23 protein-coding genes are annotated in these 26,867 nt (G+C 54.9%); 4 read left to right on the forward strand and 19 right to left on the reverse strand.

Features of this window, described 5'->3' with window-relative positions:
* Positions 1-215: 215 nt before the first annotated feature.
* Both ETC05_RS13395 and ETC05_RS13400 read left to right on the forward strand, forming a co-directional pair.
* Positions 216-1,400 carry a CaiB/BaiF CoA transferase family protein gene (locus ETC05_RS13395; protein WP_031405649.1) on the forward strand — a complete coding sequence of 395 codons (1,185 nt, stop codon included), beginning with the start codon at positions 216-218 and terminating at the stop codon, positions 1,398-1,400.
* A 104-nt stretch (positions 1,401-1,504) separates the two neighbouring features.
* Entirely contained in the window at positions 1,505-2,704 is a 1,200-nt protein-coding gene (locus ETC05_RS13400; protein ID WP_023633705.1) for an acyl-CoA dehydrogenase family protein, read from the forward strand.
* Between the two features lie 83 nt (positions 2,705-2,787).
* Here ETC05_RS13400 and ETC05_RS13405 read toward each other — a convergent pair whose 3' ends face one another.
* From ETC05_RS13405 to ETC05_RS13435, 7 genes are all read right to left on the reverse strand, one after another.
* Entirely contained in the window at positions 2,788-3,105 is a 318-nt protein-coding gene (locus tag ETC05_RS13405; protein ID WP_031405655.1) for a DUF3870 domain-containing protein, read from the reverse strand.
* A 152-nt stretch (positions 3,106-3,257) separates the two neighbouring features.
* Entirely contained in the window at positions 3,258-5,870 is a 2,613-nt protein-coding gene (locus ETC05_RS13410) for a DUF2309 domain-containing protein (RefSeq protein WP_171661231.1), read from the reverse strand.
* Positions 5,863-7,365, reverse strand: a complete 1,503-nt coding sequence (locus ETC05_RS13415) for an NADH dehydrogenase subunit 5 (protein ID WP_031405659.1) — start codon at positions 7,363-7,365, stop codon at positions 5,863-5,865. Before ETC05_RS13415 ends, ETC05_RS13410 begins: the two co-directional genes overlap by 8 nt.
* Positions 7,366-7,701: 336 nt before the next feature.
* On the reverse strand, positions 7,702-8,070 hold the full coding sequence (locus ETC05_RS13420) for a Na-translocating system protein MpsC family protein (protein WP_031405662.1): 369 nt from the start codon (positions 8,068-8,070) through the stop codon (positions 7,702-7,704).
* Between the two features lie 324 nt (positions 8,071-8,394).
* Positions 8,395-10,101 carry an ABC-ATPase domain-containing protein gene (locus ETC05_RS13425; protein WP_171661232.1) on the reverse strand — a complete coding sequence of 569 codons (1,707 nt, stop codon included), beginning with the start codon at positions 10,099-10,101 and terminating at the stop codon, positions 8,395-8,397.
* A 135-nt stretch (positions 10,102-10,236) separates the two neighbouring features.
* Positions 10,237-11,025: a MerR family transcriptional regulator gene (locus ETC05_RS13430; protein ID WP_171661251.1), complete on the reverse strand. Its 789-nt coding sequence runs from the start codon at positions 11,023-11,025 to the stop codon at positions 10,237-10,239.
* Positions 11,026-11,092: 67 nt separating this feature from the next.
* Entirely contained in the window at positions 11,093-12,556 is a 1,464-nt protein-coding gene (locus ETC05_RS13435) for a protein adenylyltransferase SelO (protein WP_171661233.1), read from the reverse strand.
* 589 nt (positions 12,557-13,145) lie between these two features.
* Between ETC05_RS13435 and ETC05_RS13440 the strand changes: the two genes are divergently transcribed.
* Positions 13,146-13,646, forward strand: coding sequence for a DUF1640 domain-containing protein (locus ETC05_RS13440; RefSeq protein ID WP_171661234.1), 501 nt, complete (start codon positions 13,146-13,148; stop codon positions 13,644-13,646).
* 111 nt (positions 13,647-13,757) lie between these two features.
* Here the strand turns inward: ETC05_RS13440 and ETC05_RS13445 are convergent, their stop codons facing one another.
* The 10 genes from ETC05_RS13445 to ETC05_RS13490 form a co-directional block, all read right to left on the reverse strand.
* Positions 13,758-14,090: an antibiotic biosynthesis monooxygenase family protein gene (locus ETC05_RS13445; protein ID WP_031405675.1), complete on the reverse strand. Its 333-nt coding sequence runs from the start codon at positions 14,088-14,090 to the stop codon at positions 13,758-13,760.
* 53 nt (positions 14,091-14,143) lie between these two features.
* The gene (locus ETC05_RS13450) at positions 14,144-14,776 is read right to left on the reverse strand and encodes a response regulator (RefSeq protein ID WP_171661252.1); all 633 of its coding nucleotides are present in this window, start codon (positions 14,774-14,776) and stop codon (positions 14,144-14,146) included.
* Complete coding sequence (locus ETC05_RS13455; protein ID WP_171661235.1) at positions 14,769-15,803, reverse strand: sensor histidine kinase; 1,035 nt, start codon at positions 15,801-15,803, stop codon at positions 14,769-14,771. The genes ETC05_RS13450 and ETC05_RS13455 overlap by 8 nt, the downstream gene beginning before the upstream one ends.
* The gene (gene liaF, locus ETC05_RS13460; protein WP_031405681.1) at positions 15,800-16,531 is read right to left on the reverse strand and encodes a cell wall-active antibiotics response protein LiaF; all 732 of its coding nucleotides are present in this window, start codon (positions 16,529-16,531) and stop codon (positions 15,800-15,802) included. Before liaF ends, ETC05_RS13455 begins: the two co-directional genes overlap by 4 nt.
* A 166-nt stretch (positions 16,532-16,697) precedes the next feature.
* On the reverse strand, positions 16,698-17,324 hold the full coding sequence (locus ETC05_RS13465; protein WP_171661236.1) for a PspA/IM30 family protein: 627 nt from the start codon (positions 17,322-17,324) through the stop codon (positions 16,698-16,700).
* Between the two features lie 23 nt (positions 17,325-17,347).
* The gene (locus ETC05_RS13470) at positions 17,348-17,704 is read right to left on the reverse strand and encodes a lmo0954 family membrane protein (RefSeq protein WP_031405686.1); all 357 of its coding nucleotides are present in this window, start codon (positions 17,702-17,704) and stop codon (positions 17,348-17,350) included.
* Positions 17,705-18,356: 652 nt separating this feature from the next.
* Complete coding sequence (rlmD, locus tag ETC05_RS13475; RefSeq protein WP_171661237.1) at positions 18,357-19,760, reverse strand: 23S rRNA (uracil(1939)-C(5))-methyltransferase RlmD; 1,404 nt, start codon at positions 19,758-19,760, stop codon at positions 18,357-18,359.
* On the reverse strand, positions 19,757-20,623 hold the full coding sequence (locus ETC05_RS13480; RefSeq protein ID WP_171661238.1) for a DNA-3-methyladenine glycosylase family protein: 867 nt from the start codon (positions 20,621-20,623) through the stop codon (positions 19,757-19,759). Before ETC05_RS13480 ends, rlmD begins: the two co-directional genes overlap by 4 nt.
* 249 nt (positions 20,624-20,872) lie before the next feature.
* On the reverse strand, positions 20,873-21,664 hold the full coding sequence (gene pdaA / locus ETC05_RS13485; RefSeq protein ID WP_171661239.1) for a delta-lactam-biosynthetic de-N-acetylase: 792 nt from the start codon (positions 21,662-21,664) through the stop codon (positions 20,873-20,875).
* Between the two features lie 168 nt (positions 21,665-21,832).
* A complete protein-coding gene (locus tag ETC05_RS13490; protein ID WP_031405693.1) occupies positions 21,833-23,380 on the reverse strand; it encodes a fumarate hydratase in 1,548 nt (515 codons plus the stop codon).
* A gap of 225 nt (positions 23,381-23,605) precedes the next feature.
* Here ETC05_RS13490 and yfkAB point away from each other — a divergent pair, with 225 nt between their 5' ends.
* Positions 23,606-24,730 (forward strand): radical SAM/CxCxxxxC motif protein YfkAB, encoded by a 1,125-nt coding sequence (gene yfkAB / locus ETC05_RS13495; protein WP_031405695.1) that lies wholly within the window; start codon positions 23,606-23,608, stop codon positions 24,728-24,730.
* A 47-nt stretch (positions 24,731-24,777) separates the two neighbouring features.
* On the opposite strand, the gene ETC05_RS13500 is transcribed toward yfkAB, so the two are convergent.
* Positions 24,778-25,566, reverse strand: coding sequence for a YfkD famly protein (locus ETC05_RS13500; RefSeq protein WP_031405697.1), 789 nt, complete (start codon positions 25,564-25,566; stop codon positions 24,778-24,780).
* Between the two features lie 127 nt (positions 25,567-25,693).
* Positions 25,694-26,746: a calcium/proton exchanger gene (gene cax / locus ETC05_RS13505; protein ID WP_031405699.1), complete on the reverse strand. Its 1,053-nt coding sequence runs from the start codon at positions 26,744-26,746 to the stop codon at positions 25,694-25,696.
* Positions 26,747-26,867 lie beyond the last annotated feature (121 nt).

Here is a 26,867-nt window from a genome sequence, read left to right on the forward strand (position 1 = left end):
TTGTGCAGACCGGACGGCCTCTGCCATCTGTCCGATCGCCCCGTTGCCTGACAGGCAGCGTTTGGCAGCTTTTAAACATCGAACACAAAAAGAACTGTGCGGCCTGACGGCATCTCCGCGCCGGAATGCCTTCTCAGTCCGTTCAAGCCGGTTCCTATCTTGTACGCTGTATAGGAACCGGCTTTTTGCATGTGAAAAGAAAGGGGGGGGAATCGATGCCAGGAGCGCTCGATGGCGTGCGTGTGCTCGACTTGTCACGCGTGTTGGCTGGTCCGTATGCAACGATGATTTTAGGCGATTTAGGGGCTGATGTCATAAAAATCGAGGCGCCGGGCGGATCAGATGACACCCGGTTTTGGGGTCCGCCGTTCCAAAACGGCATGAGCGCTTACTATACCGCCGTCAATCGAAACAAACGAAGCATCACCGTCAATTTAAAATCGGCAGAAGGACAAGAGACCATTCGCCGTCTCGCCAAAACAGCTGATGTCCTCATTCACAATTTTAAAACCGGAACGATGGAACGTTGGGAACTTGGCTATGAATCGTTGTCGCGCCTCAACCCGCGCCTCATTTACTGTTCCATCACTGGGTTTGGCGAAACAGGGCCGCTCGCTCCATTAGCCGGCTACGACTACATCATTCAGGCGATCAGCGGCTGGATGAGCATTAACGGCACTGCGGACACCGGTCCGCTCAAAGTCGGCATCGCCGTCACGGATGTGTTTACCGGCCTGTATGCCGCCATCGCGATCGAAGCCGCACTTTTGGCCCGCGAGAAAACAGGGCGCGGGCAAAAAATTGATCTCGCCCTGTTTGACTGCGCTGTGAGTGCGCTTGTCAATGTCGCCGCCAATTATTTGTTATCCGGCGATGTCCCGAAGCCGCTCGGCAATGAACACCCGAACATCGTGCCGTACTCAACGTACATGGCAAGCGACGGACCGATCGTCATCGCTGTCGGCAACGACCGGCAGTTTCAAGCACTTTGCACGCTTCTATCCGATCGCTCGATCGGATCCGACCCGCGTTTTCAGACAAACCCAGGCCGAGTCGCCCATCGCGAAGAGCTAAACCGGCGACTGAACGAGGAAATCAAGCGGCGGACGCGGGCTGAGTGGCAGCGCCTTCTCACTGAAAAAGGCATCCCGTGCGGACCGGTGCAGACGCTCGACGAACTGTTCCGCCATCCGCAAACGACGGCGCGCGAGATGACAGTCAAGATGCACCATCCAATCGTCGGTCCGTTAACGCTTGTCGCCAGCCCGCTGAAACTTTCCGACACGCCGGTGTCTTACCGGCTGCCGCCCCCGCTGGCCGGCGAGCATAACGACGAGACTGCTCTCGGGTGGCAAAGCAGTACGAACGCAGGAAGCGGTCGGCCCAATCACCCTGAATGAATCGTTGTTTTGATCAGCCGTTTCAGCGCCCGCTGAAACACAAGGAAACGAACGTTGACAAGAAACCCATGAAAAACAAACAGTTGCATAGGGGGATGGAAACGATGATGAACTTCGACTTTACACCTGAACAAGAAATGCTGCGACAAACGGTGCGCAAATTCGTCGATAAAGAAATTATGCCTTATATTAAAGAATGGGATGAGCGCGGCGAATTTGATCGCAACATTTTCAAGCGGCTCGCTGAACTCAATTTAATGGGCGTCTGCATTCCTGAAGAATATGGCGGCATGGGCATGGATTACAACTCGCTTGCCATCGTCTGCGAAGAGCTCGAACGCGGCGATACGGCATTTCGCACCGCTGTATCCGTTCACACCGGGCTGAACAGTTTGACGCTGTTGCAGTGGGGGACGGAAGAACAAAAACAAAAATATCTCGTCCCACAAGCGCGCGGGGAAAAAATCGGCGCGTTCGGCCTGACCGAACCGAATGCCGGCTCAGACGTCGCCTCCATCCAGACGACAGCCGTCCGGGATGGAGATGACTACATTTTAAACGGACAAAAAACATGGATTTCCCTCGCTGACATCGCCGACCATTTTCTCGTATTCGCCTATACGGACAAATCGAAAAAGCATCGCGGCATTTCCGCCTTTATCGTCGAACGGACGATGCCCGGCTTTTCGTCACGCCCGATTAAAGGGAAACTTGGCATCCGCTCTGGCAACACGGGCGAACTGTTTTTTGACAACGTCCGCGTCCCGAAAGAAAACTTGCTTGGGGAAGAAGGCGAAGGATTCAAAATCGCCATGTCAGCGCTTGACAACGGCCGCTTCACCGTCGCCGCCGGCGCGGTCGGCCTCATTATGGCATGTCTTGAGGCGAGCGTGAAATACTGCCACGAACGAAAAACATTCGGCAAAGAAATCGGCCGCCATCAGCTCGTTCAACAAATGATCGCACGCATGGAAGCCGGTTTGCAAATCAGCCGCCTGCTCGTTTACAAAGTCGGCTTTCTCAAAAACGAAGGCCGTCGCTGCACGAGAGAAACATCCCTCGCCAAATGGATTGCCTGCGACTACGCGAACCAGGCGGCCGACGACGCCGTGCAAATCCATGGCGCCTACGGCTATTCGAACGAATACCCGGTCGAGCGCTACTTGCGCAACTCGAAAGCGCCGGTCATTTACGAAGGAACGCGGGAAATTCATACGATCATGCAGGCCGAATATGTGCTCGGTTACCGCCAGGACAAACCGCTGCGCAAAACGCTGCCGGCATGGCGGCCGGCTGAAAACTGAAACACCGACGAAATCATGGGCGGCCAAACCGCTGACCCGCACCAAAATGCAGTTGCCCCCATCAACCGATAAGGGGCAACTGCTTAGGACTCTTTCTCCTCCATTTTGCAATATTGCTTGTACAAATCTTTTAGCGCCGCGCACAGGGCAGAATGGGCTTTTCCTAAATACCCTTCGTCAAGCTCGGCGAGCAGATCGTCGATGCCATCACGCAGCGAATGGCCGCGAAGCAGGCGGGCCACGTAATCGCGCCCATGTTCAGTAGCCAGTGTGCACGATGCCTCCACGATCACCCCGTATTTTTTATCAATTTCCGCCGTGATCGTCAACGTATCGTAAAGGCTTTTCGCCGCCATTCCAGCCGGCAGCCGCGCATGACCAGCGATAAACTGCGTTTTCATCCGCTTTCCCTCTTTCCTCGTCTTTCTTGTTGCTGTTATACCAACTACTATCTTATTTCGCAGCGTGCATCCATTTTCCCTGCCTTGTTTGACAGTCGCCGAAAAAAAAGCCGCCTGCCAAACAAACTCAGCAAGCGGCAGATCGTTTCTTTTTAACGTTGCTGTACCGACGCGAGGCGGCCTGCCTCCCAGCTCACCCACACCCCGCTGTTTGGGTCAATCGAAGCGAGGCGGAGCCAGCCGTTTTGGACTTTGCGCCGAAATTCGCTATTTTCATCGAGCAGCCGCTCGATATAGGAAGACGGCGCTTCAACAACAACAAGCAACCGAAGCGGGGAATGGAACCACTCACGGTCAGACGCGGCGACGGACTGCCACGGCAAGCCGGCCAGCAAGTCGCTTCCGTTCCCTTGCATGACGCCGATGCCGCCGGTCACCGTCTGGGTCGTTTTGTCGCCGCTTCCGTAATAATGCGGTGCCACTGTCGAAGCATAATATTGCAAGTTGATCCACTGCCCAACCGTGGCCGGCCCAGCGATGATGCCGGCCAGCGCCTCACCGGTCGGATCTTCGCGCCAATCGTAGCTGTGCAAAAACACCCGGCCGTCTAAATGAACACCCTTTGTCAACGCCCGCCGGCCAATCAGGAAAGCGGCGTTCCCCGCCAATCCCCACTCCGGACGAATTTCACTCCAATCGACGGCGCGGCGTCGGGCTTCGGCAACCGGATCGCGCGGCATGGCGCCGACATGCGGCAGCTTCGCCATCCTCTCAGCATTGGCTTGGCGGCTGACGCCGGCCAGCGCCTGTGTCAGTTGCTTAAACGACTGTTTTGCCGTTTCGGATAACGGCGGCACTTCCACCCAACGCAACTCGTCAACGGTCGTGATATGTTCAGCGGCGACGAACACTGTCTCATCCGGGATGACGATTCCCTCTTTCGCCAATTCATCCCGCACGTGCGGCAAGTTGGCCAAGGCGGCAAACACACGGGCGTTGAACGCCCCAGCCGCGCCGCCGCACGCCCCGCAATCGAGCGCCGACGCATACGGGTTGTTTGTCGTCTCGCTTTCATGGCCGCAGACGACGACAAGCGGAGCAAATGAGGATGTCAAGCCAATGTTGACGAGGAGTTGTTTTACGTATTGCGCTTGCTCTTCTTTTGTCAACCCGATCGGCAATCCGGTCGTTTCGTCATGCCCTTGGCAATCCAGCGACAGCGTCGTCTTCGGTTTTTGTTCCGCCGACATTTCCGCCTGATGAATGGCTTGCCCGGCCCAAGCCGGCGCTGCGCTGCGGGCGATCGTATGCAAACCGAGCCACGGCCCGCTCATTTCCGGAAGCAGCAAACCAGCTAGCAGATGCTGCTTGATTTTTTTAAACGTTCGGCCGACAAAGCGGAACAGATCGCGTCGCCGGCGGTACGGCGCTGCCGTCTCGTGAGAAGCGGTTTCGTTGATTTCATGCTGCGGCGCCACAATCGCCGGGCACGACGGATGGGCGTCGTCGCCATCAAGTACGCGCGTTTGAATCGGCAAACCGAAAAAGCCGGCGCAGCCGTACGTTTCAAACGGCCCCGCTTCCTCGAGATGACGGCGGAACGGCTCGGAGCGCACATCAATGCAAAACAATAGCTGCGCTGCCACCGGCTCTTTTGGCTCCTCTGGTTGACGGGTGAGAACCGCTTCTTTCAGCTTCGCTTCATACGTGTCTTCCCACGCCTCAAGCCAAAGATGGCGGCGGCCGATCCGCCAAAAACGATCGGCGAACGCCAAGCGAGTTCGGCGATCTTGGAGCGACAGGCGGCGCCAGTCGTCCACCGTCATCCCGCCCCAATGGATCCAAGCGGCCAACAGCGGCCCAACCGTACGATCGTCTTCGTTTTCTTCCTCCTTCAGCGGGAGATGCGGCGCTGTGAACACCCACTCCAGCGATAAACGAACCGCTAAGTAATTAATCAATCCGTCCACTTCATCGCCTGTCTGGCGCGATTGCCAGACAATCATCCCCGCCCAGCCGGGCAGAGCTAATAAGTGCGCTTCTAAATAGGCCACGGCTTCCTCATCCTGCACCCCTAGCTGCTCAAGCGCCCGTTGCAGCGCCTCCTCTGGATGGCAAGGCCAATCGAAAAGCCGTTTCCGCTCCTCCTTGGACAAGGACGGATCAAGAGGCGCCAAACGACGCCAAGACCCGTAAAAGCCTTGTTCGCGGTGCGGCAGCGCCCACGCCGCCTCTCCCCGATCGTAAAACAGCTTGCACCATTTTGCCATTTGTTGATCCAGCCGTTTGGCAAAACGAAGGCGTACGGGCACCGGACGAATGGAAGCATGACGCGGCAATGTGATCGCAGCTAACTCAGCCAATTCCGGCGCTTGAAGCGCCTCTTCTGGCACCTCATCGTTCCAAAGGAGGGCGCGGCATAGACGTTCCGCTTCATGGCGCGGCGCAGGAAGCGGCTCGTCATCCAACCATCGTTGCAGACGCCGCTCGACGAAGGAAACGTCAATCTCCCCTTTGGATAGGGCCGAATGAAAAACGGCCATTGGCGGATACAAATCGATGCCATAAGCTTCTTGCAGCCGGTCAGCCGCGTCGACAAACGACTTGTCTTCCATCCCCATCCACGGATGGCGGGCAATGAACGCAGAAATCGGCCAAAGCGGAGCGATTGCCTTCGCCGCTTCGCTGACCATGACGGCGAGCGGGCGGGCGCCTCCTTTTTTTGCTGCCGACGACCGTTCGATTGATACAACGGCTCTACTCATGAGCCATCCCCTCCTTTAGATAGGATGCCAAATAACGCGGTTGTGCTTCGGTCGCCGCCGGACGCGGCTCACCAAGATGAACAAGCCACATGTACAGGTGAATGGCAAGCATGGAGCTGCGCCGGTTTGCGACCCATACAGCAACCAGCGCCGCGGCAACAAACAGAGCGCAGACAAGCCATTCGAACGAAGCGGGCGGCAGAAACGCGGACGGCACCCCGTTATGAAGCAGCACCATAAATTGATGGCGCACCGTTTCGGACACCAGCGCCAAAGCAGCGACAACCGCAAAACCCAGCCATCGGCCTTCGCGAAAATCCGCAAGCCGCCCCCAAGCAACTGTTGCCGAGGCCGCAAGCAAAAGCGCGCTCAACAGCCGGGCCGGTTCGTGCGGAGCCGCCTGCCAAAAGGCCCACCCAAGCAGCACGCCGAGGATGATGCCGCCTGGCCACGAACTGCCTGTTTTTCGCAATCCTATCCGACCGACTCGCGGCACGACTGAGCCGGACTGCAAAAAGAGCGTCGCTTTAAACAACCCGTGCAGCACTAAATGCACAACCGCTGCTCCATAAGCACCGAGCGCACATTGCACCAGCATAACACCCATTTGCGCCATCGTCGAACCGACGAGCTGGCGCTTGTAGTCAACATGAACAAAACTAACGCCCGTGCCAATCAAAATCGAGGCAAAAGCGATCAGAAAGAGCGCCACATGCGCCCATGTTTCGTGAAAAAGCGGAGAAAAGCGCCAAAGCAACAATCCCCCAGCATTCACCATCCCTGCATGCATCACCGCTGACACTGGCGTCGGCGTCACAACCGATTCCATCAGCCAGCGATGAAACGGCCACTGACCGGCTGGAATAATGGCACCCAATAGGAGCAGCCCATTCAACACGGCTTTTTCCCATGGGCCAAGGTGAGCCAACCGTTCCGCTGACAGCATAGAAGCCAGCGTCCATTCACCGCCTTCCATCCCAAGCCAAACGGCAACAATGGCAACAGCAAGCCAGCTGGTCAAAAACATCACGCTCATCTGCCGGACGACGAACGGAACCGGCTCCCATTCTTTTTTCAACGCGGTCAACGCCACAAGCCCCACGAGCGGAAGCCCCCAGCACACTGCGATCAATCGCAAGTCGCCGGCCGCCCACGTGAGCGAGGCGGCCACCGTCGTCCACGTCAAAAGCGAGAAATACCACCGATAGCGGCGATCTCCATGCAAATAGCGAATCGAAAACCGTTGAATCGCCCAACTCAACAAAGAAACATACACGCCGGACAGCCAACTGACGGCATCAAACCGCCAACGGCCAATATCCACAGACCCAGCGCCGATCCACCCCATCAGCGCTACAGCCCCCGGCAGAAGCAACAGCCAAACATGAACATGCACGTATCGCTCCGGCACACGCGGGAACAACCAAATCAGCGCACTGACGAGGACAACTGCCACCGATGCAAACCATCCCCAAGTGATCCATTCCATTCCCATTTCCGTCTCCTCCCCTCTGTTTGATTGGCACTCCGTGCGGAAGAAAAGAAAAAACCGGCTATGTCAATCCGGCAAGGCGGCCCCACAAGGCCGTTCCATTGCCGAGCGATTGCTCATAGCCGGTTTACCTTCAACCAATCTTCCATGCGATTGTTTGAAGATCTCCCGCGCGCTGTCTTGCAATGGGCGACGGTCGGTTTCCCTTCAACGAACCTAAGCCGACGTAGGTTTTTTGAAGGGCTGCCGACAGCATCGTCCTCTCGATTTTATTTTATACTTACTATACAAAAGTTGTTTTTATTATACAACATCTTGATGGATCTGTCATGAAAAAAGTTACTTTGTCAACTGCTTTTCCAAATCGTGAAACAGCTTAAAAACAATGATGCGCTCGCCTGTTCGCGTGCTCAAATCGGTGTGGAAGCTTTTCACCTGCTCGCCGGTGATCTCCAAAATCATCTCTTTCAACTCATCGACTCCCGATTCGACCAAACTCGTTCTCGACCGCTTTACCGCCAGCATCCCTTCTTTCGTCTCGCACAGCGCATACTCCGCCGGCGTCAAAATGCCGTGCAAGGACACGATGATCATGTCGCGCAAAATATCCGTTTTGACCGACACCGAGCCGCGGCCAAGAAAGTCTTTTTCCCATTTCGTCAACGCTTTGCTGATTTCGGATTCGATCCAGCCTTTGGATTTGTTCATGCCCTGACCCCCTCACTTGCCCGCGGCTTCCCGCCGCTTTCGCCACGTTGCACTCATAAACTTTATTATAGCCGCAATGGCTTCATGGCGCTAGAGTCAAATCACCGGAAAACAGGGAAAAACCGGAGGAGACAGCCGCCGCTGTTCCCAGCAAAGGTGCTGATGTTCCTCTTTTGCCCTGCGGTCCAGCGGGGCATGTTCATTTTGTTCCCAGCAAAGGTGCTGATGCTCCTCCCCGCAACAAACGCCGTTTGTTCAGGTGGAAGCACAGCCGGGCGGCAAAAAGCGGACATAACCTCCCCTCCACGTGCCGTCCTTCTATTCCTAGCACTGCCGGCAGCGAAGCGTCCGCAGCCGATTGAGCGCCGCCGCCAGCTCGAAGCGGCGCGGGCGGGCGAACTCGCCGGGATGGCCGTTTCGGAAAGAAATCGAGCCAAGCCCATGTCGGTCCCACCGTTCCTCGATGGCATCGAGCAATTGACGGACGGTCTTCGTTCCGTCAAGCCATCCTTTTCGCTCCATATACAAGAACGCCGCAGCAATGGCTCTCGTCTGGCTGTCGTCGACGAGCTGCTCCAGCGCATACAACAGCACGTCCGTCAGCCCGTATTGAATGACGTGGCGACCGCGCGCGGCCGCTTTCGCTTTCTTTCCTTTTTGGCTGTTTAAGCTCTCCGGCAGCGGGATGCGCTCACGAATGCGGCCAAACGACTCTCCGCCTTCCGCTTTCCGCCCCGATGGCATCTTGGCCGCGATCTGTTTCGCTTCGCTGGTCACATCGGATGGAACATACTGTTCCATTTTGATCACACAATCGGCAATCTCAAAATAATCCCCTAACCCTCCGACGACCAAGACAGTGGAAATGCCGTAGTCGTGAAACAGCTGACGGGCTTTGTCGATATACGGGGTGATCGGCTCAGCTTCTTTCGCAATGAGCGCCTGCATGCGCGCGTCGCGCATGAACAAATTGGTGGCGCTCGTATCTTCATCAATCAAAAACGCCGACGCCCCCGCTTCGATCATTTCGATCATGCTCGCGGCTTGCGAGGTGCTGCCGCTCGCGTTTTCCGTCGAAAAGCGCGTCGTCTCCTTGCCGTACGGCAGCGTGCCGATAAACGGGGAAATATCGACATTGGCCACGCTGCGGCCGTCCTCAGCGCGAATTTTCACCGCCCCGCTGTCAGTGATGACAAACTCCCGGCCATCGCCGGCGATATGGTCATACACACCGTGCTCTAACGCCTGAAGCAGCGTCGATTTTCCGTGGTAACCCCCGCCGACAATGAGCGTGATCCCCTTCCGGATGCCCATGCCTTTGATCGGTTCGGCGCGATGCGGCACCGGAATCGCCACCTCGAGCTCCGGCGGGCTTTGAAACGGCACCGCACCTTTCCGCAGCGGCTTGTCGCTCACCCCGCTTTCGCGCGGCAAGATCGCGCCGTTGGCGACAAACGCCACCAATCCGCGCTCATGCAAATAGCGGCGGATGGCATGCTGTTGATCGGCCAGCTCAACCGCCGGGCGGATATCCTCTTCGTGAAGGCCGTACACCGCCCGCTCGATCACAGCTGGAATTTGTTCGAAAAAGATGCTCTCGGCTTCCTTCGCTAAAATGCGCCGCCCGTTGGCCGGCAAGCCAACCGATAAACAAATGGTGATCGTCTCATCGGTGATGTGCACCGCCGTTCGCTCGAGCACCTTCTGCCCCGGTGCGTCGATCCACACGAGCCCGCTTTTTCCCGACCCGCGCGCCCGCGCCGGCCATTGCCGCAGTTCGTGATGGACGCGGCGCGCCAGCACATCTTCGCAACGGACGCGGCGCGGTTTCGTGTTCGTCCACTCCGATGTCAACACCGTCTTCACCCGTGGCACGATCACCCGAATTTTCGACGGTTCCGCAAACGGGTCGCCTTGCACATGGTCAATCGCCAAGGTAAATGCCGGAAAGGAATACTCCCCCTCAATCGCTTTGTACGCTTTATATCCCTTTTGGTCAATGGCCCGCAGTCGTTGTCTGAGCGCCTCCATTGCATCCACTCCTTCCTTTCGCTGTTCACCGAGGACCCCTTATGCACCACTTTGATTGTACCGCAAATCGAACGCCTTCATCCAGAGCCATCAAAAACGGCGGCCCGCCTATTCTTCGGGCGAGCCGCCTGCTGCTTAACGGTCTTTCATCCCCGTATAGATCCAAATCGCTTCTTTGAGAAACTCAGCCGCTCCCGGATGCACTTGGTCATAGTATGCTTGAAACCGTTCGTCCTCGACATACAGACGCGCCAGTCCGGCATGCGCTTCCTTCGAATAATGATCCCACCAGAAGCAAAGCCATTGACGGTGCAAATCCGCCGCCCGTTGCGCCGCCTCGCCGGCCGGGTCGCCATCTTGCATCGCTTCTTTCAATGCCTCAAGCACCTCTTGACTGAGCCGTTCCGCCTCATCAAACTGTTCCTTCGTCATCTTCCGCAGTCTGTCGTTGGAACGATCGACCTGTTCATCGCCATACTTGCGGCGAATTTCTTCTCCATATTTCCGCTCGTTTTCTTCAACCAGCTGCTCCTTGAACGCAGCAAACTTTTCCTCGTCGCTCATCATGATTCCTCCTTCTTTAGCGGCAATCGTTTTTTCAACGCTCGCAATCAACGCATCCAGATGGCGTCTTTTTTCCAACAGCTGTTGGCGGTGCTCCCTTAGCGCTTTCAGTTCATCAAAGGACGGGGAATGAATGATTTGTTTGATCGTTTCCAAATCGATTCCAAGTTCACGATAAAAGAGAATTTGCTGCAAACGATCGACTTCGCGCGGCCCGTATAGCCGATACCCGGCGTCGCTCAACCGCGCCGGCTTCAGCAACCCAATCTGATCGTAATACCGAAGCGTCCGGCTTGTCACCCCCGCCAGTTTGGCCAACTCATGCACGGTGTACTCGATGTTCCTCACCTCCCTATGGATGACGATACACCTTGACGCAACGTCAAAGTAAAGAGGAAAATGAAAAAAGGGCTCCCAAGGGCCCTTTTCACGTCCCGCAAAACGTCCGGTACGGCCGGTCGGACGGCGGCGGCAGTTCCGCGTACTCGGCTTGTTCCGGCGAATAAGCGTACGGGTCGGCCAGCGCTTCGAGGAAACGCTCCATCACGCTGTAGTCGCCGCAATTGACCGCGGCGGCCAACGCCTCTTCAACCCGATGGTTGCGCGGAATGACGGCCGGATTATGGCGGCGCATCCGTTCATACGCTTCTTCCCGCGAAACCGCTTCTTGGCTGAGCCTCGTTTGCCAGCGCTCGTGCCACTCGCGAAACTCGGAAGCGTCAAAGAGCGCCATTCCGGTGTACTCGCCTAACGTCAACGCCCGGAACGTGTTCGTATAGTCAGCGCGGTGCTCTTCCATCAGCCGCAATAAATCCGCGATAAGCCCGCCATCCCCCTCTTGCGCTTCAGCCAAACCGAGTTTCGCTCTCATCCCGTCGAGCCAATGACGATGGTACAACGTCGGATATTGATCGAGCGCTTCCTGCGCCAACGCCACCGCCTTTTCCTCATCCTCATCCAGCAGCGGCAGCAAGCTCTCCGCCAATCGGGCTAAGTTCCAGCCCCCGATATACGGCTGATTGCCGTACGCATACCGCCCTTCCGTATCGATGGAGCTGAACACCGTCTTCAAGTCATACGTGTCCATAAACGCGCATGGCCCGTAATCGATCGTTTCCCCGCTGATCGTCATGTTATCGGTGTTCATCACCCCGTGGACGAAACCGACAAGCTGCCATTGGGCGATCAATGCCGCTTGCCGGGCGATGACTTGTTCAAGCAAAAACAAATAGCGGTTCTCAGCCTCCTCAAACCGAGGGAAATGCCGCTCGAGCGCGTAATCGGCCAACGCGCGCAGCTCTTCTTTCGTCCCCCATTGCGCCGCGTATTGGAACGTCCCGACACGCAAATGACTTGAGGCGACGCGGGTTAACACCGCCCCAGGCAGTTCGGTTTCCCTCCTAATCGTCTCTCCCGTTGTCACGACCGCCAAGCTGCGGGTCGTCGGAATACCAAGGGCGTGCATCGCCTCGCTCACGATGTACTCCCGCAGCATCGGCCCGAGCGCCGCCCGCCCGTCGCCGCCGCGCGAATACGGCGTTCGTCCCGAGCCTTTCAGCTGGATATCCACCCGCTTGCCGCTTGGGGTGACATGCTCGCCGATGAGCACCGCCCGTCCGTCGCCAAGCATCGTGAAATAGCCGAACTGATGCCCGGCATACGCCTGCGCCAGCGGCTCAGCCCCGTCCGGGATCCGATTTCCCGCCAGCACCGCCACCCCTGCGTCGCTTCGCAATGCTTCTTCATTCAACCCAAGTTCTGCCGCAAGCGGCCGGTTGAGCACCGCCAGTTCCGGCGCGCGCACCGGCCTGGGGAGAACGCGGCTGAAAAAGCGTTCCGGCAGCCTTGCATAACGATTGTCAAACGTCCACCCCGCATCCAATTTGCTCATCTCCTTTTTTCGGCCAAGCTATGGTTTTATCGTTTTCCGACAGAAGACTCCTACTTCAATTTTGTGCAGGGCGTAGCCCAAAAATAAGTGGGAGATGAATGTCGGTTGGCAATAGCCAAAACACCTGTTTGCATGGTATCATATTCCTGTACATGTTCTTTGAAAACTGGATATATGGGGTTGTGACAGGAAAGGCTCTGTCATGTAAAATATCCAAGCATCAATTCGTCTACCACGCACACCGAAGTTGCGAAAACCAAGCTAAAGTAGGGTGCGTGGCAAGTCCAATGTACAAGTTTGCAATACTTGCAGGAGGCCTATGCCATTGGTACTGCTAACCGTCGGTGCGACGGGGATAGCCTGCTAAATAACTGAGGGATGCCTTGGTGTTCGCAGGAATCTCCATCTTCAAATTTCGTCAGAAATTAAGGTGGATTAGTTCAATGTATGGCAAAGCAGGCGGCATAATAAATCGAAAACACGCGGTTCGCCCCAAAAATTCCACCGCCCCTTTTCGACGAAACCCGCCATCTTTTCTCTTTCGCTCCTGTTCCGTTTCGCCTATAATGGCCATGAGGAGGTGAAAGGAATGGAAGAGAGCACAATCATTCAAGCGGTGTTGCACGCCCTCGAACAACATTCCGACAAAATCAGCTCGAAAATGCAGGAAATGGAACAGCGACTGCACGATGACATGCAAGCGATGGAACAACGACTGCGCGGTGAAATGCAGGAAATGGAGCAACGACTCCGCGGCGAAATGCGCGAAATGGAGCAGCAACTCCGCACAGAAATGCATGAAATGGGCCAACAACTCCGCACGGAAATGCACGAAATGGGGCAACAACTCCGCACAGAAATGCACGAAATGGGCCAGCAGCTCCGCAGCGAAATCCATGCTGTCGAAACCCGTCTTGAAGCCAAAATCGATTCCCTTCGTGAGGAAATGCAACAGATGAACAGACAACTGAACGAACGAAGCGATCGCCTCGAAGAAGAACTCGCAGACACGCAAACCTCGGTCGAAGTGTTGACCACGAAGGTGCTCCATCACGACCGAAAGCTTCGCCAATTGGCCAAACAAGCGTAATTCCTCTCGAAACGTTAGCCTTTTTGACCCACCGCAACGAACAAAACCGCTCCTGTTTCATCCTCCTGTTCCTTTTGATGAAATGGAGCGGTTTTGGTGTTCACAGAACACCTACTCCCTATCAAAAAATGAATCGCGTTCGACATAGCATACTCTCAATGCATAGCGCTTGTACCAATCCGCTTTTCCTTTTTTCTGCGCCAGTTGATGCCAATCATGCTTTTTCCAATTGCGAATGGCCTCCAATGACGTCCAATAGGAAACCGTAATCCCGATTCCATTCTGCCCTCGCACGCTTTCCACACCTAAAAATCCGGGCTGTTTGGCAGCGAGTTCTACCATCATTTTCCCCATTTCTTCATATCCATCGTCCCCTTCTGTCCTCTCCGATGTAAAAATAACGGCATAATACGGCGGCTGCGGCGTGTTAGCGATTCCACTCATCGACGATTTCCCCCTTTTTGTCATTTCATCATCTCTTGCCACTCGCACACTCCTCATTTCACCAATCCATGCCGAAACGCATAAATCACCGCTTGCGTCCGGTCTTGGACGCCGAGTTTGGCGAGGATGTTGCTCACATGCACTTTCACCGTTTTGAGGGAAATGAACAATTCATCAGCCATTTCTTGATTCGTCTTCCCTTGCGCCATCAGCAAAAGCACTTCCATCTCCCGGCTCGTAAGCTGTTCGTGCGGCAGCCGCTCTCGTTGTCTTCGCCGGTTTTGCATGACTTTTCCCGCTACTTCCGGCTCGAGCACCGATTGTCCGTGGAACGTAGCGCGAATGGCGTCGGCAATTTCGCTCGCTTTCGATGTTTTCAACAAATAGCTCGTCGCCCCTGCTTCGAGCGCCGCGAACACGTTTTCATCATCCAAAAAACTCGTCACGACAATGATTTTCGCCTCCGGCCATGCGCGAATGATTTCCTGTGTTGCCGCAATGCCGTCCACCGGTTCCATCACCAAGTCCATCAAAATGACATCTGGCCGCAACTGGAGAGCGAGCTCAACTCCCTTTTGCCCATCCTCCGCCTCACCGATCACCTCCATGTCCGGTTGAGCGGACAAATACGCGGACACGCCAAGCCGCACCATTTCATGATCATCGACAAGCAGCACCTTAATCACGGTCATCCCCCCTGTGCAAAAGCGGCACTTTCACTTCCAGCCGTGTTCCTTGGCCTTTTAAGCTGACTACCTTCAATGTTCCGCCGATTTCCGCCGCCCGCTCATACATGTGCTTCAACCCGTACGAACCGCTTTTTGAACGTTCCACATCAAAACCGACACCGTCGTCAGTGACGCGCAAAATCGCAAACCCGTCCCGTTCAATCAGCAATACTTCCACCGTTTGCGCTTTCGCATGGCGCAACGTGTTCGACAGCGACTCCTGCAAAATGCGAAACAGATGATCTTCCACCCCTTTATCGAGCGGAACGTCTTCGATGTTCCATTTCATCTCGAGCGGCACTTTGCCCGCCAATTCCGTGAGCAGTTCATTCATCCCTTCTTGAAGCGATTTGCCTTTCAGCTGCACCGGCCGCAAATGCAAAAGCAGCGCCCGCATTTCCAATTGCGACTGGTGAATCATTTGCTCGACCATGGCCAATTGTTTGCGCTGCCGTTCATCATCCGGCGGCATCGTTTCCATGACGGCCGACATCATCATCGAAGCGGCGAACAATTGTTGGCTGACCGAATCGTGCAGCTCCCGCGCCAACCGCGTGCGCTCTTCCGAAAGAATGCGTTCAACGAGCCGTTCTTCCTGCTCCGCCTTTTCCGCCGCTAACTTTTGCACGCGCTTCGTTTGCGCGAGCCATTGCGCTTGCAGCTTCTCGATTTGTCGCCAGACGTCTTGCAGCTCCGATGGCGGCTCTTTCCGATGCAACTCCCCCATTTCTCCTTGTTCAATGTGCCGCAGCGCCTGCACAACCGCATGCCACTGCTTGCGAAAGAAGGAATCAAGCATCAATCCAACAGCGATCCCCATACACACGCTTACGGCCAACACAAACAGCAAAAACGGCAATCCCATCACGGTTTGCTCCCACAAAGACGACCACATTCCGGGCGGAAGCAAATAGAAAAAGGAAACGAGCAACGCCACAGCAAGCATAAGCGCAAGCAAAACGGAAGCGAGCATCGGGCGACTCATACGCGTTTCACCTCGACATTGCCAATGATCATCGAGGTGACGATTTTCAGTCTTTGTTCCGCTTGATCATACGAAGACGTTTGATAAATGAGCGTTTCATTGAACATTCTTTCCTGTTCCTTGCCAAACAGCGAGGCGGCGCCGAAAATGGCGGAATGAACGAGCCTCGTCTCGATTTCGTACGGAACGAGAACTTGAATGTTGCCGACCAAGCCACGCACGATAATGACCGCTTCCCCTTTGGGAAGCACAGTATAGCTGACATCAATGACCGTATCCCCGATCCCCGTTTGGATATTGACATCATTCCACTCGTACACCTGTTCTGGGGTCGCTTGCCGGCCAACCCATACATTTTGAAACAGCGGTTGACGGCGCACAATTACCTCTCCCCCATACGAGTTCTCGGTCATAGTCGGACGGATCACCGTCGGATGCCGCTTTGACTGGAACAATTGCCAAATGGCATAACACAACAGCGCAACCATGACAAAACGGGCGGCCATCATCGTTAAGACATGAATCGCCAACATGATGCAGCCAAGCCAAAACAGCCATTTCCCTTTCCGCCGATGCCATCTTTTCCTTCCAACATAAATCAAACCGACTGATATACTCAATGAAAACAGCACACCCGGGCGAAAAAAAGAAATTTCAATCGCAAAAAGGAGCAGGGTCACCAACGCAACCCAACTGACATAATCCGTTTTCTTCCGTTGATCGAGCATGCGGGGATCCCACCTGTTGTCCAAAATGAAAAACGTTGTCCCAAAAGATGGTTTTCATGTTCTTCGCACCAAGGCACAACATATTATGGATTGGCATGTTTCATGCACATACACAGGTATGAAAGAAGGTGCCCCATTATATTGGGACACCTTCTAGCATATCCGGTTAGTTTCCTTCCTGCAACTGCTTTTCCAGCTGAGCGATGCGCGCGTCGATCGTGCTCCGGTAATAATCGGAGCGAACTTGCCGCTCGAGGCGGTCAAGGTAGGCTTCCGCATCGGCGAACGCCGCCAGCGCCGGGCCGGCATCCCCGCTGATCACCCGATGGATTCGGTAGTGCGCGCGCGCCGCGTTTTCCCGCCCCATCAACTCCATGCGCCGCATCTGCATGTCTTTCAGCTTATGCTTCATGTCCTCATATTTCGCTTCCAACTCAAACAGCTCGCGGCTCGCTTGCTCGAGCAGCTGTTTCAGGCGGACCGCCCGTTCCGCATATTGCGCTTGTTCGCGCCGGGCAAATTCGGCCAGCTCTACTTCCCCGGCCTGCGCCGCCACCTCCGCCTGCTTGCTTCGTTTTTCCGCCATCTGTTCCGCCTCGCGATGTTCACGGGCAAACTGCTCTTTTAACACATATTGGCGCTCAAGCAGCTGCCGCACCCGCTCGACTTCTTGTTCACATTGGCGCAAATAGTGATTAAGAAGCGCAATGGGGTTTTTCTTTTCTTTTTCGTCAAGCCATTCGTGAAGATCGGCTTCAATGATCGTTTTCAAACGCGAGAATACGCCCACCATCGATCACTCCTCTTTCGTCCATATTAATACTGTTTTTGCAGCTCGGCCCATTGTTTTTCAAAGTTGACAAACGGATCGTCGCTTTCCGGAACGACACGTTCCCCTTTCACTCCGTTCCATTGTTTATACACGACATACAACACATACGCCGCCACAAGCGCGATGAGCGCCGGCACATTCGAAGCGCTGGCCACCAACGCCGCACAGCCAATGAGCGCCCACACCACTTTCCCAAATGTCGATGGGGCTTTCAAACATTTCTTGAACGCATAGTACAAGATCGCCAGCGTGATCGCCAGCCCGACAAGCGGCCCGAGATGAAACAAGAGCACCAGCAAGGCGGCCGCGCCGGCAACGAACAACCCGATCTTTTTTGCCATCCTTTCGCCTCCTTTCGTCTTCTATCGTACCGCAGACAACCTGCTTCCCTTCATGTTCTGTAGATATATTTTGTCTACGACTGGAGGCGTATTTTTGATCAAGATATCATGACCCAGCTAGCCTTGTGCTCAATCCGAAGCGGCCAGCGTCTTATTTTTCCAAATAAAAAATCCCTTCTAACGGCGAGCCCTGTTAGAAGGAGTTTCTTGTTGATGCAATAGCTGAGGCAAACGTTTCACTTGATGGCATGACCCTCCTCTACATTATGACCATGATTGAAAAATGCGCACTCGGCCTTGCTCTGGTTTTCTATGAGAATGTGCGCTCCTTGAGTTGCCATTTTCATGAAGGAGGGAGAGCAAAAATTGCTCATGTACATCTTATGTTAGTTGATTTTTCAGCATTGCCTTTCATTTGTGTTCTGCTCGTTATTTACATACCCAACATGTAAGCATTTCCGTGGGCAGGATATAATGTTTTCGATTTTCCTTTTTACCTCTCGCTGACTCTGACTGGTTTCGAGTTTTAAAAACAAGGAAGAACATGAGCATTTCTTCCCCTTTCTCCCTCTCTTCTTTCTCCCAAAAAGGGGTGGAAGAACCCGATTTCGTTTTCCATTGACACTCCACACGGCTGAAGACGTGTGGAGTGTCAAAATTGCAACGTTAATTTCGCCACCGCTTCCACATGCGCCGTATGCGGGAACATGTCGACCGGCTGGATGTAGTCGACGCGATAGGCAGCCGCTAGGGTGTCGAGGTCGCGGGCGAGGCTGGACGGGTTGCACGAGACGTAGACGACTTTTTGCGGGCGGACGCGGAGGATCGTTTCGAGCAGCGCCCGGTCGCAGCCGACGCGGGGCGGGTCGACGATGATGACGTCCGGCTTCCAGCCTTCGTTCACCCATTTCGGCAGCCAATATTCCGCTTTGCCGACGACATAATGGGTGTTCGTGAACCCGTGTTTTTTGGCGTTTTTCTTTGCGTCTGCGATCGCTTCTGGAATCGTATCCATGCCGCGCACTTCGTTGGCGTCGCGGGCGAGCCACAGCCCGATCGTGCCGACGCCGCAATAGGCGTCCACGATCCTCTCTGTTCCGGTGAGAGCGGCCGCTTTTTTTACTTCATCGTACAATTTCACCGTTTGGATCGGATTGAGCTGGAAAAACGCGCGCGCGGAGAGCTCAAATGACAAATCGCCGAGCGTTTCTTGAATGTATTCGTCGCCGGCGAGCACTTCCGTCTCATCGCCGAAAATAAGCGATGTTTTTTCACCGTTGATGTTTTGCACGATCGATTTGACTTCGGGGAGACGGCGGCGAATTTCGTCAATGAGCAGCTCTTGGCGCGGAATGTCTTTCGTCGCCGTGACGAGAACGACTTGGATGTCGCCGGTATGAAAGCCGACGCGGGCGACGATCGTCCGCACGACGCCGGTTCTTGTCCGCTCGTTGTAAATCGGGATGCGCAAGTCTTGCAAAATCGTTTTGATGATGTTCGTCACGCGCGTCGTTTGCGGGTGTTGGACGCGGCATTCCGACAAGTCGATGAGCCGATGGGAGTTGAGGCCGTACAGCCCGGCGAGCACCTTCCCTTCTTTCATCCCGACTTGGAACTGGCTTTTGTTTCGGTAATGCCACGGGTCATCCATGCCGATCGTCGGACGGATGTCAAGTTTGTCAACATCGAGGCGGCGGGCGTGGCGGCGCAGCGCCTGGATGACAATGTCGCGCTTCGCCTCCAGCTGTGCTTCGTACGCCAAGTGCTGCAGCTGGCAGCCGCCGCACTGGTCATAGAGCGGGCATGGCGGCTTGATGCGGTTTGGCGAGCGCTTGCGGATGCGCTTGATTTTCGCCTCGGCATAGGTAGGGTGGATGTCGGTCGCCTCGACGATCACTTCCTCACCCGGCAAGGCGCCGGGGACGAAGACGACTTGTTTTTGAAAATAGCCGACCCCTTCGCCGTTAATGCCGATCCGTTGAATCGTCAGCGGAAATTGGTCTCCCTTTCGAATCTTCACCTTCGTTTGTCGCTTTGCCATATCGGTCCCTCTCATTCAATGCTTCTCCATAAATAAAGCGCCGCGTAGCTCGCATACGGCTTCCACCGTTCGCCGAGCGCCGCCAGCTCGCTCGCGGTCGGCCGCTTCGGCAGCTGAAAAAGTTGTTCCACCGCCCGCTGCAAGCCAATATCCGCCGGTGGGAAGACGTTCGGGCGGCCGAGCCCGAACAGGAGGAAATTTTGCACGGTCCATGGCCCGATGCCGCGGATGGCGGTCAGCCGTTCCATCACTTCTCCGTCCTCCATCTGCCTGAGTTCATCAAGCCGCAGCTTCCCCTCGGCAATGAGGCGCGACATATCGACGATATATTCCGCTTTCCGTCCGCTCAGCTGCAAGGCGCGCAAGTCCTCGTACGAGCGGGCGGCGATCTCTTCTGGGCGCGGGTAAAACCAAACGCCGTCCCGCTCCTCGCCGAACGTTTTCACAAACCGCTCTGTGAGCCGATAGCCGACTTTGAGATGAAGCTGTTGGTGGATCAAACATTTGACGAGGCAAAAATACAAATCAAAATCAAGCACCAACGGCAGCCCCTCATAACGGGCAAACAGCGGCGCCAGTTCGGTCGCCTGAAAATGACGGTGCACCGAAGCGAGCGGCGTCCGCCATTGAAACAGATCGGAAATCCGTTCAATGATCTCCTGTTGCCGCTCGGGATGCGGACCCGACACGATCAAGCGCGGGGCGTCTTTTGTGCCGATGCTTTCCACCGCGACGGGCACCTTTACGTCATCGAGATGAAGCGGCACGGTGACGCGCTGCCGCTCTAGATCAACCGCCAGCAGCGGATCGAGCGCCAATCGCTCCAACGCATGGGCAAAATCGTACGGCGCGGGCACGGTAATCGTTTGCTTCCACATCGTTCTCACCTTTCTCGTTCGTTCGTGCCCTTATTATAACGAAAAACGCCCCGCCAAACCAACGAATCGGACAAGCAGCCGATCCGTTTCTGGTGGCGAGGCGGGGAATGGCCTAGCGGCGCACCCTGTTGTTTTGACCATCCGCAACGCGACAACGACGACGGACACGGGGACAACAGAAGCCGTCGGCGCTGACCTCTGCACCGAAAAGCGCTCACTTCCATGAGCAGACAGGCCGCGCTGAAGGCCTTACGGACGAAACAACCACGGATGGAGGCCCATCTTTTTCGCCATCAACTCATCTAAGCTGGCAAACGTATACCCTTGTTTGCGCAAGTCGTCGATCACCTTCGGCAGCGCGTCGGCGTTGTCTTTCGAAACCGAGTGCAAAAGCAAAATCGCCCCGGGATGGATTTGCTTCATTATTTGATCGTACGCGTATTGCCAGCCGCGCTGGCGGTCGGTCTGCCAGTCGACGAACGCCAGCGACCAAAAGACGTGGTAATAGCCAAGCTCGCGGGCGAGCGCCAACGTCCGTTCACTGAAAATGCCGCGCGGCGGGCGAAGGTACGCCATCCCTTTTTGCCCGGTCAATTCCTCGGTCTTTTCTTTTACTTTTTCCAGCTCTTCACGGAACCGCTCTTCGCTTGCCGTTGTCAAATCGGGGTGGTGCCATGAATGATTGCCGATGATGTGCCCCTCGGCGGCCATTCGTTTCACCAACTCAGGGGCGGTTTGCAAGTAATGGCCGGTGACAAAAAAGGCAGCCGGCACGTTCTTTTCTTTTAACACGTCTAAAATTTGCGCCGTATAGCCGTTTTCATAGCCGTTGTCAAACGTCAAATAAATCGTTTTTTCGCTCGTATCGCCTAAATACAAGGCATCGTATTTGGCGAGCAGTTCGTCAAGCTCTTTCCCCGCCGATGGGGGCTGATGGTTTTCGCTCCGCTTGAATCCCCAATGGATCGGCGCATGGCTTGCCGCGAACGCGGGGGCGGGGATCAACGTGAACAGCAACAAAAGAGAAAAAAGCCATTTCATGCGCACAATGCCTCCTTGGCCACGGTCGTTTCCTTTTTCTTATTGTTTTCCCGCCTCCGCGCTTTACGCGCGCCATTTTTTGCAAAAAAGCCCCAAACGCGCCTGCGGCACACGCGTTTGGGGCCAGGTGAGCTGAGCGGCCAGCCGTTCGTTTGAAATCGTTTCTTTTTATTTGAACACCGGTTCTTTAAATTGAGCGAGTTTTTCAAGCGACGATTTTTCCACATCTTCATGCAGGCTGTTGCCGTGCGAATCCATCGTGACGACGGCGGTGAAGTTTTCGACGCGCAAATGCCACATCGCTTCCGGGATGCCGAATTCCAGCAAATCGACGCCTTCTACGGATTTGATGCAATCGGCGTAATATTGCGCGGCGCCGCCGATGGCGTTCAAGTATACGCCGCCGTGTTCTTTTAAGGCTTGCAGCGTTTTCGCGCCCATGCCGCCTTTGCCGATGACGGCGCGGACGCCGAATTTTTTCATGATGTCGCCTTGGTACGGCTCCTCGCGGATGCTCGTCGTCGGACCAGCGGCTTTGACGTGCCAGCGGCCTTCTTCATCTTTCAGCATCACCGGGCCGCAATGGTAAATGATCTGCCCGTTCAAATCGACCGGGGCGTCATGGTCCATCAAATATTTATGAATAGCGTCGCGCCCGGTGTAAATCATGCCGCTGATGCGGACGACATCGCCGACGCGAAGCTGGCGCACTTGTTCTTCCGACAGCGGCGGAACGAGGTCGATGACGCGTGTGTCGCCTTGTTCAAGCGCCGCGGCGGCTTCCGCTTTTTCCAATTCTTTCGCGAAATCAACGTCTTCGCCGTCTTGGTACAGCCATTCGATGATCTCGCCCGTTGCCGGGTCGATTTTCACGCCCATGCGGCGGAACGCCCAGCAATTGTAAGCGACGGAAACGAAGAAGCTTGCCGGGATGCGATGCATGACACCGATTTTACAGCCCAGCAGCGTCGATTCGCCCCCAAAGCCCATCGTGCCGATGCCGAGCTTGTTGGCGTTTTCCATAATGTATTCTTCCAACTGGCGGAGTTCTTCGATCGGATTGACGTCATCCACCGGGCGGAACAGCTGCTCTTTGGCGAGCTCATAGCCCGATGAGCGGTCGCCGCCGATGCCGACGCCGATGAAGCCGGCGCTGCACCCTTGCCCTTGCGCTTGGTACACCGCATGCAAAATGCATTTGCGAATGCCGTCAAGGTCGCGGCCGGCGCGGCCGAGCCCTTCGAGTTCACACGGCAGGCTGTATTGAATGTTTTTGTTTTCACAGCCGCCGCCTTTTAAAATCAAACGGACGTCAATGTAATCGTTTTCCCATTGTTCAAATTTGATGACCGGCACGCCTTCTCCTAAGTTGTCGCCACTGTTTTTGCCGGTGAGCGAGTCGACCGAATTCGGACGCAGCTTGCCGTTTTTCGTCGCTTCAGCGATGGCCGCCCGAATCGCTTTTTTCATTTCAATTTGGTTGACGCCGACCGGCACTTTGATTTTAAATGTCGGCAAGCCGGTGTCCTGACAGATCGGCGACACGTTTTCGTCCGCCATTTGAATGTTCTCGACGATCGTATCGAGCGCCATCGCCGCCCGAGTGCCGGCGTTTTCGCGCACTTTCGCCCGAGCGATCGCTCGGCGAACGTCCTTCGGCAGCTTCGTTGACGTCTCAACGATCAAGTCATACATGCTTTGCTGGAATTTTTCCATGTCGGTTCCACGCCCTTTCCCTTTGGATCGCCCTATCGGCAGTTGTCTCATCTCCTTCTATTATACTGCTTTTTCTCGGTTATGGAAAAAATCTTTCTTTTCCGTCTCATCAGTCCCCCGCCCGCCTCATAGGAATGGGATAGAGGATCGGTAAAACAATTGACAAGCTGAGTGACTGTTGCCGATAATGAACGTTGAGACTTTGAATGGAAAGAGGAGAAAGACATGCGTGCATCGACCATGCCAGCGATTACACCGATGTATGACCCGTGGGAGGCGTATGTCGATATTGAAGAATACGGACAACTTGAACTGACCAACATCGAGTTCACGACAACGACGCTTTGCAATATGCGCTGTGAGCATTGCGCCGTTGGCTATACGCTGTCGGCAAAAGACCCCGAGGCGCTGCCGCTTGATTTGTTGCTCCGCCGCTTGGAAGAAATCCCGCATTTGCGATCATTAAGCATCACCGGCGGCGAGCCGATGCTGTCATTAAAATCCGTCGAACAATACGTCGTTCCCCTTCTCCGCTACGCGCACGAGCGCGGGGTGCGGACGCAGCTGAATTCAAATTTGACCCTTGACTTGGCGCGCTATGAACGAGTCATTCCGTATTTGGATGTGCTGCACATCTCCCATAACTGGGGAACGATCGATGACTTTATCGACGGCGGATTCGCCATGATGGAGCGGAAGCCGACGCGCGCCCAGCGTGAAAAGTATTTTCAGCGCATGCTCGACAATGCGAAAGCGTTGGCGAAAGCAGGGGTCATGGTGTCGGCGGAAACGATGCTCAACAAGCGGACGGTTCGCCATTTGGAAACGATCCACCGCCAAGTGGTCGAGGAAATGGGCTGCCGGCGTCATGAAATCCATCCGATGTATCCGAGCGATTTTGCCAGTGCACTCGAGACATTGAGCTTGGACGAGTTGCGCGAAGCGATCCACCATTTGCTTGACATTCGCAACGAGGACGTCTGGATGTTGTTCGGGACGCTGCCGTTTTACCCATGCAGCGACAACGAAGAAGATGTGGCCCTATTGAAGCGGCTGTATGAAAGCAAAAACGTCACCGTGCGCAACGATCCGGACGGCCGCTCGCGGCTCAATGTCAACATTTTCACCGGCGATGTCATCGTCACCGATTTCGGCGATGAACCGCCGCTTGGCAACATCATCCACGATTCGCTGCCTGACGTGTATGACCAATGGCGCCGCTCGAAACTGGCCAATGAGCTGCTTTGCCATTGTCCGGCGGCGCGCTGCCTCGGGCCGAACGTTCTTGTGAAGCAGACGTATTATCGCGACATCGATTTTACGAAACGATCCGCGCGCATTGCCCGATAAGCGGTATGACTAGCAAATGGAAAAGGTGCCCGTCTTTTGGGCACCTTTTACCTCGGCTGCTCGCTGACAACGTAAGACATATACAGCCGGTCCTGCACCGGGATCCACGCCCCGACTCCTCTTGTCGTCACATTTTTGACAACGATTTTCTTTTTGTTTCCTTTGAGGACAACGTACACTTCCCCGTACGTCACTTTCCCTTTCTCATTCACCGCTGGAGCGTACGCGTATAGATAGCCCATTTTCTTCGCCGGCACATGATACGGCTGGTCTTTTTTCGTGCCAAGGCCGACAACGGTGCTAAAAGAGAGCGGCAAGTTTGTTTTTTCCATCGCTTTGTTCAATATCATCCGCTTGACCGCCTCTTCATTCGGCACTTTCGCCGTCAACCCGCCGCGGACATATTTTTGCATTTCTTGCTTATAGTACAGCTTTTGCGCCGTATCACCGCCGCGGTTATCGAGGAAATTCGTGTTGACCTTTTGATATTCCCAGTTCGTCGACGTCTCGAGCGATTGGTAATTGAGCGGCCATTGGCCTAAATAAATCGTCGCTCGATAGCCGATGGCCCATGGCGTATCCGTCGCCGAAGATTCATTAAAGAGATGGATCAATTCGGGATTTTCAATTTGGACATTTGCCGATTTTAACAGTTGTTTCGCAAACGAACTCGGCTCCAGATGCGGCATATCCTGCGTCGGATTCGGGTATGTGTTTTCCTTTGATATATCGATGACCGAACCGGGCGCCGGTTTGCCGGAAGCCGCTAGCCCTGGGAACGCTGCTGCATAAAGGAGAAGCGTGCTCGTCAATAAGGAAACGGCCCACTTTTTCATCATCTTCGCTCCTTTCTGTCCCATGATTCACTGTTATTTTCTTTCAAAATGCGCGCTTTATCCGCAACAGCGAAATTTTCTTCCCGCCTTGGCATCGGACGCTTTGTTCCGGCAAACAGAAAGCAGCTTACAGCAAGTAAAAGCCGATCCCCATAATCGTATAGGCAGCGAGCAATGTCGCCCCTTCAAACCAGTTCGTATCACCATCATTTGACAGCACGATCATCAAAAGCACGGAAGCGGCCATCGCGACCAGCTCAGGAAGTGAAAAGACAAGCGGCATTTTTTCCGGAAACAAAAGCGAAACAAGCACAAGCACCGGCGCGACGAACATGGCGATTTGCAATGTCGAGCCGACGGCGATCTCGACGGCGACGTTCATTTTGTTTTTGTATGCCATAATAACCGCGGACGCGTGCTCCGCCGCATTGCCGACGATGGCCACGATGATGATCCCAATAAACAACTCGCTCCAGCCGAATGATTCGGCGACCGTTTCAAACGTGTGAACGAGCCGCTCTGACAAATAAGCGACCACAACCGTCGCCAGCGCCAAAATGACAGTCGCTTTCCCTTTGCCCCATTCCGGTTCTTCATGTTCTTCCACTTCTTCTGATTTATGCTGATATACGCCGCGATGGGTGACAAGCCGGAAATAAAGGGCGGCGGCGTAAAGCAGGATCATGATGATCGAAATGCCAACGCTCAACGCCACTTGTTCGCTGTGATTCATATGCATGGTAAACACTTCCGGAATGACAAAAGCGATGAAGATGGCAAAAGTCAGCAGCCCGGCATTATGGCGAGCATCATAAACGCTAAACTCTTGCCGCTTATACTTTAACCCGCCGACAAAAAACGATAATCCGCCCACTAACAGCAAGTTCCCGAGCACCGAACCGGTTAAGGAAGCAAGCACAACATCAACGAGTCCAGCTTGCAAGGCAAAAATGGAAATAATTAGCTCCACTGCATTGCCGAATGTTGCATTCAGCAGCCCGCCGATGCGCGGTCCGGCGACGATCGCCAAGCTTTCCGTCGCCCGCCCCATATAGCTGGCGAGCGCAATGATCGTCAGACAGTACAGCACAAACATCAAGACAGTCGGCCAATGAAGAAGTCCGCCGATGACGGACACCGGCACGCCGATCCATGTCATCCAAGCAAACACCTTGTTCATTTCTCTTCCACCTTTCCTCTTGATTGTTTTCGTTGCATTAACCGCCGTTTCTATGTACGATGGATAAGGGCATTCATTCGCCCTGGGAAACATCCGGCCTCGCTTGTTTGATCGGCCGGCG

Source organism: Geobacillus sp. BMUD, from assembly GCF_013096845.1.
Lineage (GTDB): Bacteria > Bacillota > Bacilli > Bacillales > Anoxybacillaceae > Geobacillus > Geobacillus vulcani.